The organism is Sandaracinobacteroides sp., assembly GCF_057137845.1.
This window is the reverse complement of sequence record NZ_DBNHFX010000165.1, coordinates 1-17,323: the sequence shown is the minus strand read 5'-3', so window position 1 is coordinate 17,323 and position 17,323 is coordinate 1. Positions and strand designations below refer to the sequence as shown.

Sequence of the window (17,323 nt, the reverse complement as noted above, 5' to 3'; positions counted from 1 at the left end):
GCCGGTCATCGCATTGGCAGCACGGCTGGCGCCGAGCCTGTGTTTGCCCTCCGGTCAGAACAGGATGCCGGTTTCGACCATTGCTCTTGCCTGATCGCGCCGGTCGAAGTCCGGGCCGAACCCGAAGCCCTGGGTCAGGTTGCCGATCCGCGTGAACGACAATTCACCCCGCGCAAAAACGCGACCGCGCTGCCATGTTGGCGTGACGGTAACAGACCATGCGCTGCTACCGACACCATAGAGAAGATTGGTCGGCGTGCAGCCGGGGTCGGCACCGCAGCCGCCACCCCATGTCGAAAGATATTCGGCCCGGCCACCGATCGCCCATTCGCTGCCCAGGGAATATTTTGCCAGCAGCGCGCCGCCAAAGCTTTCGGCGGATCGATGCACACCCACCCGCTCGTCGCGGCCCACATGGCCATATTGCAGATAGGGTATCAGCGTCAGCGGGCCGCTGGTCTGGGTAAGGATCAGATTGAAAATGCGGCCATTGTTCTGAACAAGGGGGGTCGCGACCGTCGCCTTCATGTTTCCTGACAGGCTGGTTGCGCCTATGAACGCCAACGTGGTCGTCGGGCTGAACGTGTAAGACAAGCTGCCCGAAATCCAGTTGAAGCGGCCGGAAAAATAGCCGTCGTTCAGTGAAATCGTCGCCGCAACCGGCCCCTTTGCATAGCTTGCCTGCACCCCCCGGCTGACGGCCGGCTCCTGATTCCACAGCAGGCCGCGCTCGATGTTGATGTTCTGGAAGCTGAAGGTCGATTCAGCGCCGACCAGCGTCGGCAGCAGGCCGGCCTGAACGGAAAGTTCCGGCGACACGACAGCCTTGGCATAGGCCACCGGAACCGCCCCATACAGCAGGTCCGTCGCCTCGGTCGAACGCAGATGCGGAACGCCCAGCGACGGCAACGCATACAGCCCGGCCTGCAGATAGAGTTGCATCGGCCCGCCGGTCGTCTGCACTTCGATCTGCCCGTTGGCGATGTCGGCGAATGCCGGCGTGCTGCCGATACCGCCTGCACGGGAAGCGTTGGTCTGGGTTGCTGCGATTGCTGTCAACTGGCCGGTGACGACGACCGATCCCAGCGGCCCGGCATCGACCGACAATGGCTCCGGATTGGGATTGAGCGGCCCGGAAAACGCTGGTGCCGGCAATGGTTCGGCGCTTGCTGGCAACGGCGTTGCGATCGCGCCCGCGCAAGCGGCCAACGTGAGTGGCGAAGACATTCGGAAATAGCGCGTGGCAATGGTCATGGTTCGGTCCTCGTGCCGACCACCCGCCGGCACGAAGCCTCTATGGCTTGCCGTGTAAAAGAGACATGCGAATTTTGGCAGACCCGTAAATTTCATGTAAAAATGCGGGTGCGCGGGCGGCGGTCAGTACGACGAAGGAACCTCCAGCCCCGACAACCGATACCCGACCTGCAGTTCGGTGATCAGGTGGGCCGGCTGGGATGGGTCGTCCTCAAGCTTCTGCCTGAGTTGCGCCATATAGATCCGCACATAATGGGCGCGCTCCGAATATCCCGGCCCCCAGACTTCCAGCAGCAACTGGCGGTGTGTCAGCACCTTGCCGTTGCCACGGATCAGCGCGGTCAGCAGCCGGTATTCATTCGGGGTCAGATGCACCGCCTCGTCGCCACGCCGCACCTCGTGGGTAGAGAGGTCGATCGACACCTTGCCGAACCGGACCAGAGGAGAGCTGTTGGCCCCTGCCGACACCACGCTGAGGCGGCGCAACTGCGCGCGCACGCGGGCCAGCAGTTCGGGCACTCCGAACGGCTTTACCAGATAGTCGTCGGCACCTGCATCCAGCGCCTCAACCTTTTCGGCCTCCTGCTCGCGGGCCGACAGCACGACGATCGGCGCCGAAGTCCATGTGCGGATTTCCCGGATCAGCGCCTTGCCGTCGCCATCCGGCAAGCCCAGGTCGACGATCATCAGATCCGGACGGCGGCTTGCAGCGTTCATGCGCGCTTCGGCCACGGTTCCCGCCTCGAACGCGCTCATGCCTTCCATTTCCAGCGCCATCCGCACGAAACGGCGGATGTCGGCCTCATCCTCAACGATCAGGATGCGGGATTTGGTCATCGGTGATCCCATTGCTGAATTCTGCCTCGCTTCTGATGTCCGGGGGCGTGCCAAGCGGCAGCCTGATCTCGAAGGTGGCACCATGCGGCGCCCGGCCATACGCGCTGATCGTCCCGCCGTGGGCCGATATGATGCTGCGGCACAAAGCCAGACCAAGGCCGACACCAGCGGTGGCTGGTTCCTTCTGGCCCCGCGCGAACAGCTTGAACAGACCTTCCGGATCGGTCGTCGGCAGGCCAGGCCCATCGTCCTCGACCGCCAGATATATCGCGTCGCCCGATGTGCCGCCGCGAACCGTGATCCGCGCCGTCGGCGGCGTATATTTCATCGCATTATCAAAGAGATTGATCAGCACACGCTCGATCAGTGTCGCGTCGACTTCAACCAGCGGCAGATCGGCGGGCAGGCTGACCTGCACCACCCTGGGCTTCAGCAGCGGCCCGGCCTGTGCCAGCGCGCTGCCGACGATTTCGCTGAGCGGATGCCATTCCCGGTTCAAACGCACCCCCTCGCTTTGCATCCGCGCAAGGTCGAGCAGATTATTGACCAGCCGCTTCAGCTCGTCGGCCTGCGAACGGATGGATCCGGCAAGGTCCGTCCGGTCCGCTTCGGACAGGACGCCCGGATGTTCCAGCGTTTCGGCAAGCCCGCGTATCGCCGTCAGCGGAGTTTTCAAATCGTGCGACACGGCCGACAACAGCGTGTTACGGAACTTCTCGCCCTCCATCCGCACCATCGTTTCCTGCGCGATATCGACGAAATGCAGCCGTTCAAGCGCAAGACCGATCGTCGAACAGCAGGCATCCATGAGGCGCCGGTCGTCCGGGTCGCTCGATAGCGGCGCGTCCGTCGGCACGACGGCAAGCACACCCCTCGTCGCCATCGACGCCTTCAGCGGCAGATACAGCGCTTTGGCAGCGTTCAGCGTCTGGGTGCCGCGCCCGGCTTCCTGGCCGTGGTCGAACGCCCACTGCGCAACCGACAGATCGACGAGCGCGTGGCTCTCGGTCGCAAACAGTCGCTCTGTTCGATCTGGTAGCAGCAGAACGACCGGCGCGCCGATCAGCGGCGTGACGGTGTCGCGGCAGATCGCAATCACCTGTTCGATCTTGATCACGCGGGAAAGATCGCGCGAAATCCGGGCAAGCGCCGTCGCCCGCCTTTCGCCTGATCGCGCGGCCCGCGCTTCGGACCGCATGCGCGCAGCCAGTTGCCCGATCACCATGGCCACCGCCAGCATCAGCGCGAACGTGAAAAAATACTGCGTATCCGAGACGGCGAACGAAAGCGTCGGGTTGATGAAGAAGAAGTCGAAGCAGGCAACCGAAAGCAGCGCCGCCCAAGCACCGGCGATGCGGCCCAGATGGATGGCCACGAACACCACCGTCATCAGGAACAGCATGACGACGTTCGACGGGTCGAAATGGCGCAGCAGACCAACTGCGAACGCTGTCGTTGCGCCACAGGCAAGCGTCGCCACCACCAGCTTCTGCACATATCCGCGCGACGCACCCACCGCCTTGCCGGGAACAGGCGCTGACGCATCGTCGACGCTCAGCAGGATCAGCCCCAGTTCCGGCCCCTCGCGCGCCAGCCGCTCGGGCAGGCCGGGCCGAAGCAGCGCAAACGGCCCGCGCGGCGGATTGCCGACGATCAGCTTGGTAACGCTGCGCTTGCGGGCATAGTCCAGCAGGGTTTCGGCCACGTCCTGACCGGGAACGTTGGCGAACTCGGCGCCGGCGGCTTCGGCGGTGTTCGCCAGATGCAGCAGCGTATCGCGCGAGCCGGCGTCGTCGGCCTGGTGCGGCTGGTCGATGTGGACGACGATCCACTTCACCTGCAATCGTTCGGCAAGGCGCGCGCCTTCGCGGATCAGCCGCTCCTGCGATCGTTCCGCGCGCACGCACACCATCAGCATTTCGCGCGTCGCCCATACCGGCTTGATCGCGTGGGAAACACGATAGGTGCGCACATCGGCGTTCACCCGGTCGGCCACACGGCGCAGGGCAAGTTCGCGCAGCGCGATCAGATTGCCGCGACGGAAGAAGTTCTGCCGCGCCCGCTCGATCGAGACCGGCAGATAAACCTTGCCGGCGATCAATCGCGCCAGCAGGTCGTCGGTTGGCAGATCGACCAGCACGACATCGGTCGCCGCATCGAAGATGCGGTCGGGCACGGTTTCGCGCACGCGTATGCCGGTGATGCCGCCGACGATATCGTTCAGGCTGTCCAGATGCTGGACGTTGAGCGCCGTATAAACGTCGATCCCGGCGTCCAGCAGTTCCTCGACGTCCTGCCACCGCTTGGTATGGCGGCTGCCGGCGGCGTTGGTGTGCGCCAGTTCATCGACGATCAGCACCTGATAGCCGGATTGCAGCGCCGCATCGAGATCAAATTCTGCTGCATCCCTGCCGTTACCGGCAAGGGTTTTGCGCGGCAGCACCGGCAGCCTATCGATCAGCGCCTGCGTTTCCTTGCGCCCGTGCGTCTCGACGACGCCGACGCCAACCGCGACCCCCTCGTCGTGCAACTGCCGCGCGGCCTGCAGCATGGCGAACGTCTTGCCGACACCGGCGCAGGCGCCGAAGAAAATCTTCAACTGTCCGCGCCCGGCGCGGTGGCTCTCGTCGTTCACAACCTCCAGAAGATCGTCGGGGTTGGGCCGCTGGTCTGTCATTTCCGTGCTTCCAACCCCGTAACCATGGCCCGATCCGTTCTGCCTGCCGATATGATCAGAAGAACGGCGTCAGCAGAAGGTCAATCGCCTTGATGCCGATGAACGGCGCGATGATCCCGCCCAGACCATAGATCAGCAGGTTGCGGCCCAGCAGCCGCGCCGCCGGTTCCGCCCGGTAGCGAACGCCGCGCAGCGCCAGCGGGATCAACGCCACGATGATCAGCGCGTTGAAAATGACCGCCGACAGAATCGCGGACGACGGGCTGTGCAGGCCCATGACATTCAGCGCACCAAGCGACGGATAGGTAGCGATGAAGGCCGCTGGAATGATGGCGAAATATTTGGCCAGATCGTTGCTGATGCTGAAGGTCGTCAGCGCGCCACGCGTCATGATCATCTGCTTGCCCACCTCGACGACGCGAAGCAGCTTGGTCGGGTTGCTATCGAGGTCGACCATGTTCCCTGCCTCCTTCGCCGCCTGCGTGCCGCTGTTCATCGCCACTGCGACATCGGCCTGCGCCAGCGCCGGAGCGTCGTTGGTGCCGTCGCCCGTCATGGCGACCAGCCGCCCCTGCGCCTGATAGTCGCGGATCAGACGCAGCTTGTCCTCGGGCGTCGCTTCGGCAAGATAATCATCGACGCCGGCCTCGGCCGCGATCGCTGCTGCCGTCAGCTTGTTGTCGCCGGTGATCATGACGGTCTTGATCCCCATCCCGCGCAATTCGGCGAAGCGTTCCTTGATACCGCCCTTGATGATATCCTTCAGTTCGACGACGCCCAGCACATGCACGCCCTCGCTTACCACCAGCGGTGTGCTGCCGCGCCGTGACACTTCGTCGACGACCGTCGATACTTCCTGCGGAAACACCCCGCCGGCGGCTTCGATGTGTGCGCGGATGGCGCTTGCCGCGCCCTTGCGGACCTGCCGCCCGTCGATATTGATGCCGCTCATCCGGCTGTGCGCGGTAAAGGCGATGGCTTCAGCGCCGTGCAGTTCCCGGCCCCGGATACCGAACAGCTTTTTCGCCAGCACGACGATCGATCGCCCCTCGGGCGTTTCATCGGCAAGCGAAGCCAGTTGCGCCGCATCGGCCAGCGCGCGCTCGTCGGTGCCTGGCGCCGGGTGAAAGCCGCTGGCCTCGCGGTTTCCCAGCGTGATCGTCCCGGTCTTGTCGAGCAGCAGGACATCGACATCGCCTGCGGCTTCGATCGCACGGCCCGATGTTGCCAGCACGTTCGCATTCATCATCCGGCTCATGCCGGCGATGCCGACAGCCGACAGCAGCGCGCTGATCGTCGTCGGGATGAGGCAGACCAGCAACGCGATCACGACCGTGATGCCAATCGTCGAGCCGCCACCTGCAACGATGGTGCTGAAGCTCGAGAACGGCAGCAGCGTCACGCATACCAGCAGGAAAATCAGCGTCAGCGCGACCAGAAGAATGGTCAGCGCCACTTCGTTCGGTGTCTTGCCGCGCCGCGCGCCTTCGACCATCGCGATCATGCGATCCAGAAACGCCTCGCCGGGTTTTGCCGTCACGCGCATGACGATCCAGTCCGACAGCACCCGCGTGCCGCCCGTGACCGAACAGAAGTCACCGCCTGCCTCGCGGATGACCGGCGCGGATTCCCCGGTGATCGCAGACTCGTCGACCGATGCAGCCCCTTCGACGACTTCGCCATCTGCCGGGATGATCTCGCCGGCCTCGACCAGCAGCCACGCGCCCACATCCAGTTCGTCGCTCGGCTGCGGCCAGGACTCGCTGTCCCGGCGCGGCTCTTTCAGCATCCGGGCGATCACCGTCTGCCGGGTTGCGCGCAGCGCGTCGGCCTGCGCCTTGCCCCGCCCCTCGGCCAACGCTTCCGCCGCATTGGCGAACAGCACGGTGAACCACAGCCAGACCGCAACCGCGAAGATGAAACCGGCCGGCGCCTCGCCGTTTCCGCCCAGCGCCTGCACCCACAATAATGTGGTCAGGATACTGCCCAGATAGACGACCAGCATGACCGGGTTCTTTGCCTGAACCCGCGGCGACAGTTTGCGAAATGCTTCGGTGGCAACCGAAGTCCAGCGCACGGGCTTCGGCATTCCGTTGACCGCTCCACCATGCGTCATCATTGCATCCTGAGACATGAAAGCACCGCTTTCCTATTGTGCCGCCGGACGGGCGCCAGCCGCCGCATCCAGCGCAAGATTGAGCTCGAGCACATTGACCCTCGGGTCGCCGAGGACATCGAGTTGCCGGCCCGCGACATGCCGCGCGACCAGTGCCGCGACCGCATCCAGCGACATGCCGCGCGCCGCCGCCACACGGGCGGTCTGCAACCGCGCGTTGGCGACCGAAATATGCGGATCGAGGCCGGAACCCGATGCCGTCACCGCATCGACTGGAACCGGCGTCTCAGGCGAAAGGCTGTTTTCCGCGCGATAGGCCTCGGCCCGCGCCGCAACCGCGTCCAGCAGCTTGCGGCTGATGACGCCCTGATTGCTGGCCGCGCTCGACCCTGCATTATAGGGCTGATCGACGGTTTTCGAGGGATCGTCGGGCGACGGGCCGGTCGTCATGCTTGGGCGGCCATGGAAATAGGCCGGGCTGGTGAAGTGCTGGCCAATGTGGCTCGACCCGACGACCTGGCCGTCGCGTTCGATCAGGCTGCCACCCGCCTGCCGGGGAAACAGTATCCCCGCAGCCCCTGTCGTCGCCAGCGGGTAGGCAATCCCGGTGACGGCCATGAACAGAAAGGCAGACACGATAACCGGGCGCGCGATACCGCGGGTGGCCGAGGCGACTGCCCTTTCGGACATATGATTTGGATCTGGCATGGAATATCTTTCTTCAGAAGGTCGTGCCGGACTGCATCAGCAGATGTTCGGCAACCGGGCCGAGTGCGAGGGCCGGCAGGAAGGTCAGCCCGCCGATCACGATGATCACGAACACCAGAAGCGAGGTGAACAACGGCGTCTCGGTCGAAAGGGTGCCGGGGCCTTCGGGCACCGCCTTCTTGGCAGCCAGCACCCCGGCGACCGCCAGCATCGGCAACAGGGTCAGGTAACGCCCGCCGAGCATCGCCAGCCCGATCGTCGTATTGAAGAAGGGCGTGTTCGCGTTGAAGCCGGCAAACGCAGAGCCGTTGTTGGCCGTTCCCGAAGTATAGGCATAAAGCACCTCGGAGAAGGCGTGCGGACCCATGTTCGACAGACTGTCGAGCGTCGATGGAAGCAGGCATGCAACCGCCGTGAAGCCGAGGATGCACATCGGGTGCGCCAGCACCGCCAGCATCACCAGCTTCATTTCCCGCGCCTCGATCTTCTTGCCCAGAAACTCGGGCGTCCGTCCGATCATCATGCCGACAAGAAACACCGTCAGGATCGCATAAGTGACAAGATTGATCAGGCCGACACCATCACCGCCAAACACGTTGTTCAGCATCATCTGCGCGATCGGCACCAGCCCGCCAAGCGGCGTCAGCGAGGAGTGCATGGCATTGACCGAACCGGTCGTCGCGGCTGTCGTCGTTGTCACGAAAAGGCTGGTCTGGGCGATACCGAACCGAAGCTCCTTGCCCTCCATGTTGCCGCCGCCATGCGTGGCAGATTGTGCCTGATCGATTGCCATCGGCCCCAGCAGCGGATTGCCGGCGCGTTCGGCGCCGTAAACCAGCGCCAGGAAACCAACGAAAATGACCAGAAACGCAGCCAGAAACGCCCAGCCCTGACGACGACGGGCGATCATCGAGCCAAACACATAGGTAAGCGCCGAAGGGATCAGCAGCATGCTGAGGATGTGCAGCGTATTTGTAAGCGGCGTCGGGTTCTCGTAGGGGTGCGCCGCGTTCATGCCAAAGAAGCCGCCGCCGTTGGTGCCGATGTGTTTGATCGACTCGAGGCTTGCGACCGGGCCGACGACCAGCTGCTGGCGCGCGCCCTCGAGGGTGGTCGCAATGGCCTCGGCACCCAGCGTCTGCGGCATGCCCTGCCAGACATAGACCAGCGCCATCACAAAGCTGAGCGGCAGCAGCAGGCGCAGCACGACGCGCGTGAAATCTACCCAGTAGTTGCCGATGTCGGCGGCGCTCTGCCGCCCCAGCCCGCGCATGAAGCCGCCCGCTGCGGCCACACCGGTGGCAGCGCTGGCCATCATCAGGAACGTGATCACCGCCATCTGCGACAGGTTGGAAAGGCTCGTTTCCCCGGAATATGCCTGCCAGTTGGTGTTGGTGGTGAACGACGCGGCAGTATTGAACGCGAGGTCTGGCGCCTGCGACGCCCGCGCCAGCGGATCGCCCGGCAACAACTGCTGCAACCGCAGGATCGCGTAGCCAAGCAGCATCATCGCAGCATTGCTGAGCAACAGCACCATGCCATAGCGCTTCCACGACATGCGTTCGGCCGGATCGACACCAAGCGCCCGGTAACAGGCACGTTCGGCAATGGTGTGGCGCGCGCTTGTGAACAAATGCGCTATCCACTTGCCAAGCAGCAGCACGAGTGCGCACATGACAGAAAGAACAAGAATGAACTGAACGATGTCCCGTCCCATGATGCGCCCCTCAGATACGATCCAGAGCCAGAAGAAATCCGGCCGTTATTGCAAAGAAACCAAAGGTTATCGCGATGAAGATGAAATCACCCATGTTAAACATCCGATGCTGGTGACGACATGACCTGCCGTTTCAGAAACGCTCAGGCTTTACGAGCGCGTAGAGCAGATAGAATAACAGCCCGATTGCGCTGGCCCCCGAGAGCCACGCCATGAAGGACGCGCTCATGGCCGTGACGCGTTGGCAGGCGGTTCATTCGATCGACGAGTGATTGGCATAAGTCCGACTCCGCATTTCAAACTGGAATGTCGGCTGGCTCTACCGTTGCCCGCGCAAGGGTAGCGTTGCGTTTTGCGGTGTCGGTGTAAGGACTGCGTAAAAAACCGCGTCCGGGCATCAGCGCCGCGCAGCGGATCGCGTCAGCCGTCGAAAAGATAGCGCCGTTAACGTAGAAAATTTTTGACAGTATCGTTTCAGACAGTCAGCAAAAAATTGGGTCAGTTCCATGACTATTTCGCCAAGCGAAATCCGATTTTATACAGGGGATATTTTGATGGGGATGTTCAAATATCTTGTCGGCGTTACAACTTTTGCTGCTGCAGGCGCAGCAAGCGCGGGAATCATCTTTGTAGGAAGCTGGAATATCTATGATCCGGCGGTACCAAGCTGGCTCGACGACGCCCCGAACGTGCCTCTCGCCTATACCGGCCAGGAAGCCGCTGGAAGCTGCGGCGCACTGATCGCCACGGTTTGAACGACAAGGCCGCGTGGGCACAGCGCCCGCGCGGCTTTTTCATTTCACCATGACTCCAGCACCGAACTTTGCTGGACTACGCCGAAGCCCGATACAGCAGGTTTATCAATAACTTAGGCGAGTTCAACATATGCCGGTGCTTTCCGAAACCTGACCTGGCTTCCCTTCTGCTGGCCCCTACAAGGCTCCTGGGAATCGGGTCTTTCCGAGGAGTCATCATGGCGAAGATCAAGCTCACCAAGTCCGCAGTCGATGCGGCACAACCCCAGGCGCAGGCCGTCGAACTCCGGGACACGATGGTGCCCGGCTTCCTATGCAAGGTTACACCAGCGGGCCGCAAGGTCTTCATGGTTCAGTACCGCACGAACGCCGGTGAACGCCGCAAGCCCGCCTTGGGCCTGTACGGGGAATTGACGGTTGAACAAGCCCGCTCGCTGGCGCAAGAGTGGCTGGCCGAGGTTCGCCGAGGCGGCGACCCCGGCGCGGCCAAAGCCGCCGCCCGAGCAGCCCCCACGGTCAAGGAACTGTGCGAGAAGTTCATGGAGGACCACTCCAAACAGCGCAACAAGCCCAGCACCCAAGTCGGCTACCAGAAGTGCATCAATAACAACATCATTCCGCTGCTCGGCCGCATGAAGGTGCAGGACGTGAAGCGCCCGGATATTGCAGGGGCGATGAAGAAGATGGCGCACAAACCGGCGGACGCGAACCGCACATTCAGCGTGATGCGCAAGATGTTCAACCTGGCCGAGGTGTGGGGTTACCGGCCTGATGGCACCAACCCGTGCCGCCATGTCCCGATGTACCCCAACGGCAAAGCCACCCACCTCATCAGCGATGAGGAAATGGGCAAGCTGTTCCGGCATCTCGACTATCTGGAAGCCGACGGGCTGGGGCTGGACCACGCGATCCTGCCGCTGGCCATCCGGCTGCAATTCGAGTTCGCGGGCCGGCGCTCCGAGATCGTCACTCTTCAATGGGATTGGGTGGATCTGGAGAACCGGCGCGTGGTCTGGCCCGACAGCAAGACAGGCGGCATGTCCAAGCCCTTGAGCGAGGAAGCCTTCCGGCTGCTGTCCACCGCGCCGCGCCAGGACAATTGCCCGCACGTCTTCCCGTCCCCCAACCATCCGGGGCAGCATCTGACCACGGGCGAGTATTACGGCGGCTGGACACGCATCCTCAAGCGCGCCGGCGTGAGCCACGTAGGCACCCACGGCATCCGGCACCGCTCGGCCACCGACATTGCCAACTCAGGTATCCCGGTCAAGGTCGGCATGGCGCTGACGGCGCACAAGACCGTGGCGATGTTCATGCGCTACGTCCACACCGAGGACAAGCCGGTACGCGAGGCGGCCGAACTGGTAGCAAACCGGCGCAAGGCGATTACCGGGGCGCGGTATGCCGAGGAGGTGGTGGCATGACCACGCGCAAAACATCGGTTGCATCGTCCACAGCGCCTTTGGTGCTGCTGGGCGACATTCGGGCGCTGATCGAGGCGGCGCGGCAGCGCACCGCCTCGGCAGTCAATGCGGAATTGACCCTGCTGTTCTGGCGCATCGGCCAGCGCATCCAAGGCCAGCAGCGGCAAGTCGTCGGTGCGTCGTCCTGGCGGGAGGGGTACAGGCCAGCGGCCCGGCTCGCGCCTGGGACGCGGCCACACAGCGGCACGCTTCGCCGGGGCGAAGCTGACACCCATGTCGCGGCGCGTGACCATCAAGACGCTGCTGCTCAACCAGCAGCGGGCCAGCCCGCAATCGCTCGCCAAGCACCTGCGCTACATCGAGCGCGATGGCGTGGGCCGCGATGGCGAGCCGGGCCAAGCCTACGGGCCGCAGACCGATGCCGCCGACCTCGACGCTTTCAAGGAATGCTGCGCCGATGACCGGCATCACTTCCGCTTCATCCTCTCGCCGGAGGATGGCGCGGAGCTGGAAGACCTGCGCACCTACACGCGGCACTTGATGGGGCGCATGGAGGCCGACCTGGGCACGCGGTTGGAATGGGTGGCGGTGGATCACTGGAACACCGACAACCCGCATACCCACCTGATCGTGCGTGGGCGCGACGACACGGGCAAAGACCTCATCATCGCGGGCGACTACATCGCCAATGGCTTCCGGCATCGCGCGTCCGAGCTGGCGACCGAATGGCTGGGGCCGCGCACTGAGCTGGAGATCCAGCAGACCTTGCAGCGCGAGGTGGGGCAGGAGCGGTGGACGAGCCTGGATCGCACCTTGAAGCGTGAGGCTGGCGACAACGGCCGAGTGCAGATCGAACGCTTCAACGAACCGCGGCTGCAACGCCAGCGCCTGCTGCTGATCGGCCGCCTGCAACTCTTGCAGCGCCTGGGCCTGGCCGACGAGGTGCAGTCCGGCACCTGGGCCGTCCATACCGATGCCGAGAAGACGCTGCGTTCCCTGGGCGAACGCGGCGACATCATCCGCACCATGCAGCGGGCCATGCGCGGCGAACCGCGCGAACTGGCGATGTTCGAGCCAGGCGACGACGGCCGAACCATCCTCGGCCGCGTGGCCGCCAAGGGGCTGGCCGACGAACTGCACGACCGGGGCTATCTGGTCATCGACGGCGTGGACGGCAAAGCCCACTACGTCGCGCTCAATGCTCGCGACGAGCTGGCGAACTACCCGAGCGGCGCCGTGGTGGAGGTGAAAGGATCGGTCGACGTGCGCGCAGCCGACAAGAACATCGCCGCGCTGGCGAGCGGTGGCTTGTACCGCACTGACCATCACCTTGCCATCGCCCAGGGCCAGGCCGTGCCCGGCCGCGATCCGCAAGAGGTTGTGGCAACTCACGTCCGCCGGCTGGAAGCCTTGCGCCGGGCAGGCATCGTGGAGCGCGTGGCCGAAGGTCTATGGAAGGTGCCGGACGATCTGCCCGAGCGTGGCCGTAAGTACGACGCGCAGCGCCTGGGCGGCGTGGCCGTGGAACTGAAATCGCATCTGCCCATCGAGCGGCAGGCCCGAGTCATCGGCGCTACCTGGCTCGACCAACAACTGATCGGCGGCGGCTCGGGCTTAGGCGACCTGGGCTTTGGCGGCGAGGCCAAGCAGGCGATGCAGCAGCGCGCCGACTTCCTAGCCGAACAGGGACTGGCCGAGCGGCGTGGGCAGCGCGTGATCCTGGCGCGCAACCTGCTGGGCACGCTGCGCAACCGGGAACTGGCACAGGCCGCCAAGGACATTGCCGCCGAAACTGGCTTGGAGCATCGCCCGGTTGCCGACGGCCAGCGCGTGGCTGGCATCTACCGGCGCAGTGTCATGCTCGCCAGCGGGCGCTACGCCATGCTCGATGACGGCATGGGGTTCAGCCTAGTGCCGTGGAAGCCGGTGATCGAGCAGCGGCTGGGGCAGCAGATTGCGGCGACTATGCGCGGCGGCGTTGCGTCGTGGGATATGGGGCGGGGGCGTGGGATGTCGATCAGCTGAAACTACCCCAAGACAAAGATCATCGTGACGCCTCTGTGGTATATCACCGGGCAGTGCTGTCGGCGCACTTCATATCCGGCACAGGATTCGCGTACCTGACTCACGGGCTCAATAAATCATTGGGATCACCGGTGCCATCAAGAGCCGCGCGCTGTGCATGGTCGAGCAGCGCTTCGCGATTCCAGCCGGCCACGGTCGCTGCGGCATCCACCGTATGCGCCCAGGTGCAGCGGTTGGCGAACAGCATGCCGGGGACATCGAAGGTGCCGCCGCGGCTGATGTAGCCGAGGGCATGCGTCTTGGCCGGGCCGTTGTCGATGCGGCGCAGGATGCCGAGCATGGGCTCGGGGCGCGTGTGGGTGAGGATCACACGCGGCAGGCCTTGCGGGAACAGCGTGCTGACGGTGGCGTCGTCATCGACGAATTCCGCTTCCATGGCGTCGCGCGGGATGCGCAGGCGGCCAGGTTCCAGGATGACGGTGACGCAGGCGCGCTTGCCCATCTTGGCGAGGTGCTGCTGCGCCTTGACCGCTTCGTCGAGTTGGTAGGCGCCCAGCGCGATGAGCTGCACTTCGGCCTCGGCGGGGTCACCGATCAGATGGGCTGCGCCGTCACGGACCAGGCGTTGCGCCGATTCGGCATCAAAGCGGTTCTCCACGTCGCGCTTGGAAACGATCAGGCAGGCCAGTTGCCCGCGTCCGGCATAGACGTCGCGCAGCGCGGCGACGGCCGTGTTTCCATCCACCGGGAACAACACGCGCGAGGTGTCCGACATTTCGCCCAGCAGGGCCTCGCCGATCGTCGGATCTTGGTGCGACTGTTCATTCTTGGCGTTCTCCCAGGTGTGCGAGGTGACGATGAGTGGCACCGAGAGCCAGCCGGCGGGCTGGCCGGCCTGACGCTGGTGACGGGCGAAAATGATTTCCTGCCGCATCAGGCCGAGCATTTTTACGGCGAAGGCCTCGTAGCTGACGATCAGGTTCAATCCACCCTTGTTGCCGAGTGCGGCGGCGGCCACGGCCTCTTCGTTGAGCGCGGTGATGACGGCGCCGTGCAAATCCTCGGGCACGCCGGGTTCGGGCTCGTTGACGCGGTGCTTGAGCAGCGCCAGCGTGCCGCCCATCTTGTTGCTGGCCAATTCGTCAGGGTTGCCGATGCGCATGCGCAGCTCGGGATTGGCTTTGGCGAATTCAACGAACCACTGATCCAGCGCCGTCATCGCACTGCCTTCGCTGCCTGATATTTCCCAGCGCGGTTCGGGCAGCCTGGGCGCAGCGGGGTGGCGGTGCGCCATCGGATGCGCGCTTTCCAGCGGGCGCTGCTGGGCGGCGTGGGTTGCGAAGGCGGTGAGCGTCGCGTCGAGTTCGACCGGAGCAACGAAGAGCGCAGCCGCGCTTTCGTTGAACCGCCCACGCATGGCGACATCGGTGTGGGGGTTGCCGCCCAACGGCAGGTTGTGCGCGACGTTGCTGCCAGCACCGGGAAAGCCGAAGCCCTTCTCGGTCTCGGCGATCACGTAGGGCAGAGGCGCCGGATAGCGGCGATCCGGATCGGCGGCAAACGCACGCAGCGCGCCCTCGGCTTCGACGATTGCCCAGGCGATCGCGGCCGGGTCACGGCCATCGACGATCACCGGGTCGAAGCCGTTGTGGCGCACGTCGTCGGCCAGCCATTGCGCACCCCCTTCCTGCATGATCTGGGTGCGCTGCTCGATGCGGCGGCCGTTGAGGATCATCACCGGTACAGCGAAGCCGCTGTCTTGCGCGCGCCACCAGCGCGGCGCCCAGTCCGGGCCACGCTGCTCCTCGAAGGCGCCGTCACTGAGGAAGGCGACCAGCGATTCGCCAGGCAGCGGCATGTGGATGTACTGCAGTTCGGCAAAGCCGAGGTAGCCGCCTTCGGACACGGCACCGGCGGTGTTGGGGCCGGCATGGCTGCCCAGCGGCACGGCCGGGCGGCCCTGCGCATCGATGGCATAGGAATAGAAATCGGCACACAGGCGCGACAGGCCTTGCTCGCTGCGGTCGTAGCGGCCCCGCTGCGCGGGCGAGACATCGCCGGTCAGCGCATTGACCGCTTCGATGGCGGCGACACAATGGCCCTGGCCCATGATCCAGCCGCGTGTGCTGCCGGTGAGCGCGTTGGCCAGCAGGTAGCCGACGAAGGCCTGCACCATGTTCAGCGAGCCGCCGGTGTGGCCTTCGGGCGTGGGCTTGAAGTCCTCGGCTGACAGCGCCGCGCCGGAAAGGTCGATGCGGCGCGCATAGGTCATGTGCGCGACCACGTTCATGGCCACGCAGCTCAGGCGGTCGGCGGCGGCAAGCAGGGTGTAGGCCGTCGTCTCGTCGGCAACACGGCCGTCGACGATCAAACGGGCCACCAGAGTTTCCATGCGCTTGATGGTCTCGTCGCGATGGACGATGGGGCCGTGGCCGGCGAGCCAGCACTGGCGGATGGTGGAAGCGGTGGTCATGCGATTTCCCCTCTTTGATGTCGATGAATCCCTGCGTGGCTACAGAGTCAGTTGAGTTGAGCGCGCTCGGCCTGGCTGGGACATCACGCGCCGCCTATCAAATCCTGCGTATAGCGCGCTGTGATCCATTCCTCGTTGGTAGGCTCCACCGCGGCCAGCACCCGGCTGTCGGTGGTGGAGATAACCGGGGCATCGATGGCGTTGGCATCGGCATCCAGCTTGATGCCGATAAATGCCAGGTCGCGGCAGACGCGCTCGCGCACGAAGGCGTTGTGCTCACCGACACCGGCAGTGAACACGAGCAGATCCAGGCCGCCAATGACTGCGATCAGTGCGCCAATCTCCCGCACGATACGGCGCACGTAGAGCGCCAACGCGATGCGGGCGCGTTCGCCGACTTCGCCGGAATCGCTCTCGTGCTTCACCACCACGCGCGGCTCGGCCGAAATCCCGGAAACACCGAGCAGGCCGGACTGGTTGTAGAGCGTGCGGCCTACTTCTTCCAGTGAGAGCTTTTCGATCTCCATCAGGTAGAGCAGGGCGCCCGGATCGAGCGAGCCGGTACGGGTGCCCATCATCAGGCCGTCGAGCGCGGAAAATCCCATCGTGGTGGCGATGCTTTGCAGGTTCTGCATCGCGCACAGGCTGGCCCCGCTGCCGAGGTGCGCGACGATGGTGCGGCCGCGTGCCAGATCACCGTGGCGCTCGGGCAGGACATGGCTCATGTAGTCGTATGAAAGGCCGTGAAAGCCGTAGCGGCGCAGACCGCGTTCCCAGGCCGAGTACGGCAGCGGCAGGATCTGCTCCACCTTCGGCGCCGTGCGGTGAAAGGCTGTATCGAAGCACGCTACCTGAACAATTCCGGGCCACTGCTCGAACAGCAAACTCATGGCCTTCAGGGGAAAGGGTTGGTGCAACGGCGCCAAAGGAATCAAGGCCCGCAGCTCCGCGATGGAGCCATCGGTCACCACGGTTGGCTCGAAGTACCTGCTGCCGCCATGGACGACACGATGCGCGATGGCCACGATGCGGCGGCCATCGAGTCGGGCCACGATGCGCGCTTGAATCAACGCCAGAGCGGCGGTGTGAGGGTGTTCGTGGTTCAGATGGATGCGCTGCTGCGCAGTGCCACTGTCGCTGTACTCAGGCGCGGGCCCAGCAATCCCTTGCACCATGCCGTGCCACAGCGGCTGGCGCGGCAACGGGCACGCCTGTGCATCGAACAAGGCGAACTTGATGCTTGAGGAGCCGCAATTGAGCACCAGGATGAGGCTCGGCTGGGAGTTGCTCATCGTGATGCCCCATACAAACCGGCCTGGGACAAATGCGTGTCAGCG

The 17,323-nt window shown here is 64.4% G+C and carries 13 protein-coding genes; 4 read left to right on the top strand and 9 right to left on the bottom strand.

Features of this window, described 5'->3' with window-relative positions:
- Window positions 1-54 precede the first annotated feature (54 nt).
- The 6 genes from AC16JP_RS09320 to kdpA all read right to left on the bottom strand — a co-directional run bounded on the left by AC16JP_RS09320 (window position 55) and on the right by kdpA (window position 9,309).
- Complete coding sequence (locus AC16JP_RS09320) at window positions 55-1,254, bottom strand: outer membrane beta-barrel protein (RefSeq protein WP_484340336.1); 1,200 nt, start codon at window positions 1,252-1,254, stop codon at window positions 55-57.
- 123 nt (window positions 1,255-1,377) lie between these two features.
- A complete protein-coding gene (locus AC16JP_RS09315; RefSeq protein WP_484340335.1) occupies window positions 1,378-2,091 on the bottom strand; it encodes a response regulator in 714 nt (237 codons plus the stop codon).
- Complete coding sequence (locus AC16JP_RS09310) at window positions 2,063-4,768, bottom strand: DUF4118 domain-containing protein (protein ID WP_484340334.1); 2,706 nt, start codon at window positions 4,766-4,768, stop codon at window positions 2,063-2,065. The genes AC16JP_RS09315 and AC16JP_RS09310 overlap by 29 nt, the downstream gene beginning before the upstream one ends.
- A gap of 55 nt (window positions 4,769-4,823) precedes the next feature.
- Window positions 4,824-6,857 carry a potassium-transporting ATPase subunit KdpB gene (kdpB, locus tag AC16JP_RS09305; RefSeq protein ID WP_484340347.1) on the bottom strand — a complete coding sequence of 678 codons (2,034 nt, stop codon included), beginning with the start codon at window positions 6,855-6,857 and terminating at the stop codon, window positions 4,824-4,826.
- A gap of 60 nt (window positions 6,858-6,917) precedes the next feature.
- Window positions 6,918-7,574 carry a potassium-transporting ATPase subunit KdpC gene (kdpC, locus tag AC16JP_RS09300; RefSeq protein ID WP_484340333.1) on the bottom strand — a complete coding sequence of 219 codons (657 nt, stop codon included), beginning with the start codon at window positions 7,572-7,574 and terminating at the stop codon, window positions 6,918-6,920.
- Between the two features lie 31 nt (window positions 7,575-7,605).
- Complete coding sequence (gene kdpA / locus AC16JP_RS09295) at window positions 7,606-9,309, bottom strand: potassium-transporting ATPase subunit KdpA (RefSeq protein ID WP_484340332.1); 1,704 nt, start codon at window positions 9,307-9,309, stop codon at window positions 7,606-7,608.
- Here kdpA and AC16JP_RS09290 point away from each other — a divergent pair.
- Window positions 9,296-9,433, top strand: coding sequence for a hypothetical protein (locus AC16JP_RS09290; protein WP_484340331.1), 138 nt, complete (start codon window positions 9,296-9,298; stop codon window positions 9,431-9,433). The two genes, kdpA and AC16JP_RS09290, sit on opposite strands and share 14 nt — an antisense overlap.
- 9 nt (window positions 9,434-9,442) lie before the next feature.
- On the opposite strand, the gene kdpF is transcribed toward AC16JP_RS09290, so the two are convergent.
- Window positions 9,443-9,523 (bottom strand): K(+)-transporting ATPase subunit F, encoded by an 81-nt coding sequence (kdpF, locus tag AC16JP_RS09285; protein WP_484340346.1) that lies wholly within the window; start codon window positions 9,521-9,523, stop codon window positions 9,443-9,445.
- 340 nt (window positions 9,524-9,863) lie between these two features.
- On the opposite strand from kdpF, the gene AC16JP_RS09280 reads away from it, so the two are divergent.
- The 3 genes from AC16JP_RS09280 to AC16JP_RS09270 all read left to right on the top strand — a co-directional run bounded on the left by AC16JP_RS09280 (window position 9,864) and on the right by AC16JP_RS09270 (window position 13,513).
- A complete protein-coding gene (locus tag AC16JP_RS09280) occupies window positions 9,864-10,064 on the top strand; it encodes a hypothetical protein (RefSeq protein ID WP_484340330.1) in 201 nt (66 codons plus the stop codon).
- A 218-nt stretch (window positions 10,065-10,282) separates the two neighbouring features.
- Window positions 10,283-11,488 (top strand): tyrosine-type recombinase/integrase, encoded by a 1,206-nt coding sequence (locus AC16JP_RS09275; RefSeq protein WP_010792627.1) that lies wholly within the window; start codon window positions 10,283-10,285, stop codon window positions 11,486-11,488.
- Window positions 11,489-11,761: 273 nt separating this feature from the next.
- On the top strand, window positions 11,762-13,513 hold the full coding sequence (locus AC16JP_RS09270; protein ID WP_484340329.1) for a DUF3363 domain-containing protein: 1,752 nt from the start codon (window positions 11,762-11,764) through the stop codon (window positions 13,511-13,513).
- 100 nt (window positions 13,514-13,613) lie between these two features.
- Here AC16JP_RS09270 and AC16JP_RS09265 read toward each other — a convergent pair whose 3' ends face one another.
- Window positions 13,614-15,986 carry a phosphoketolase family protein gene (locus AC16JP_RS09265; protein ID WP_484340328.1) on the bottom strand — a complete coding sequence of 791 codons (2,373 nt, stop codon included), beginning with the start codon at window positions 15,984-15,986 and terminating at the stop codon, window positions 13,614-13,616.
- Between the two features lie 83 nt (window positions 15,987-16,069).
- Window positions 16,070-17,278 (bottom strand): acetate/propionate family kinase, encoded by a 1,209-nt coding sequence (locus AC16JP_RS09260; RefSeq protein WP_484340327.1) that lies wholly within the window; start codon window positions 17,276-17,278, stop codon window positions 16,070-16,072.
- Window positions 17,279-17,323: the final 45 nt, after the last annotated feature.

Bases quoted from the DNA above. Each gene is read 5' to 3' on its own strand.
- AC16JP_RS09320 (WP_484340336.1), bottom strand. From the start codon at position 1,254: ATGACCATTGCCACGCGCTATTTCCGAATGTCTTCGCCACTCACGTTG.
- AC16JP_RS09315 (WP_484340335.1), bottom strand. From the start codon at position 2,091: ATGACCAAATCCCGCATCCTGATCGTTGAGGATGAGGCCGACATCCGC.
- AC16JP_RS09310 (WP_484340334.1), bottom strand. From the start codon at position 4,768: ATGACAGACCAGCGGCCCAACCCCGACGATCTTCTGGAGGTTGTGAAC.
- kdpB (WP_484340347.1), bottom strand. From the start codon at position 6,857: ATGCCGAAGCCCGTGCGCTGGACTTCGGTTGCCACCGAAGCATTTCGC.
- kdpC (WP_484340333.1), bottom strand. From the start codon at position 7,574: ATGTCCGAAAGGGCAGTCGCCTCGGCCACCCGCGGTATCGCGCGCCCG.
- AC16JP_RS09290 (WP_484340331.1), top strand. From the start codon at position 9,296: ATGTCCCGTCCCATGATGCGCCCCTCAGATACGATCCAGAGCCAGAAG.
- kdpA (WP_484340332.1), bottom strand. From the start codon at position 9,309: ATGGGACGGGACATCGTTCAGTTCATTCTTGTTCTTTCTGTCATGTGC.
- kdpF (WP_484340346.1), bottom strand. From the start codon at position 9,523: ATGGCGTGGCTCTCGGGGGCCAGCGCAATCGGGCTGTTATTCTATCTG.
- AC16JP_RS09280 (WP_484340330.1), top strand. From the start codon at position 9,864: ATGGGGATGTTCAAATATCTTGTCGGCGTTACAACTTTTGCTGCTGCA.
- AC16JP_RS09275 (WP_010792627.1), top strand. From the start codon at position 10,283: ATGGCGAAGATCAAGCTCACCAAGTCCGCAGTCGATGCGGCACAACCC.
- AC16JP_RS09270 (WP_484340329.1), top strand. From the start codon at position 11,762: ATGTCGCGGCGCGTGACCATCAAGACGCTGCTGCTCAACCAGCAGCGG.
- AC16JP_RS09265 (WP_484340328.1), bottom strand. From the start codon at position 15,986: ATGACCACCGCTTCCACCATCCGCCAGTGCTGGCTCGCCGGCCACGGC.
- AC16JP_RS09260 (WP_484340327.1), bottom strand. From the start codon at position 17,278: ATGAGCAACTCCCAGCCGAGCCTCATCCTGGTGCTCAATTGCGGCTCC.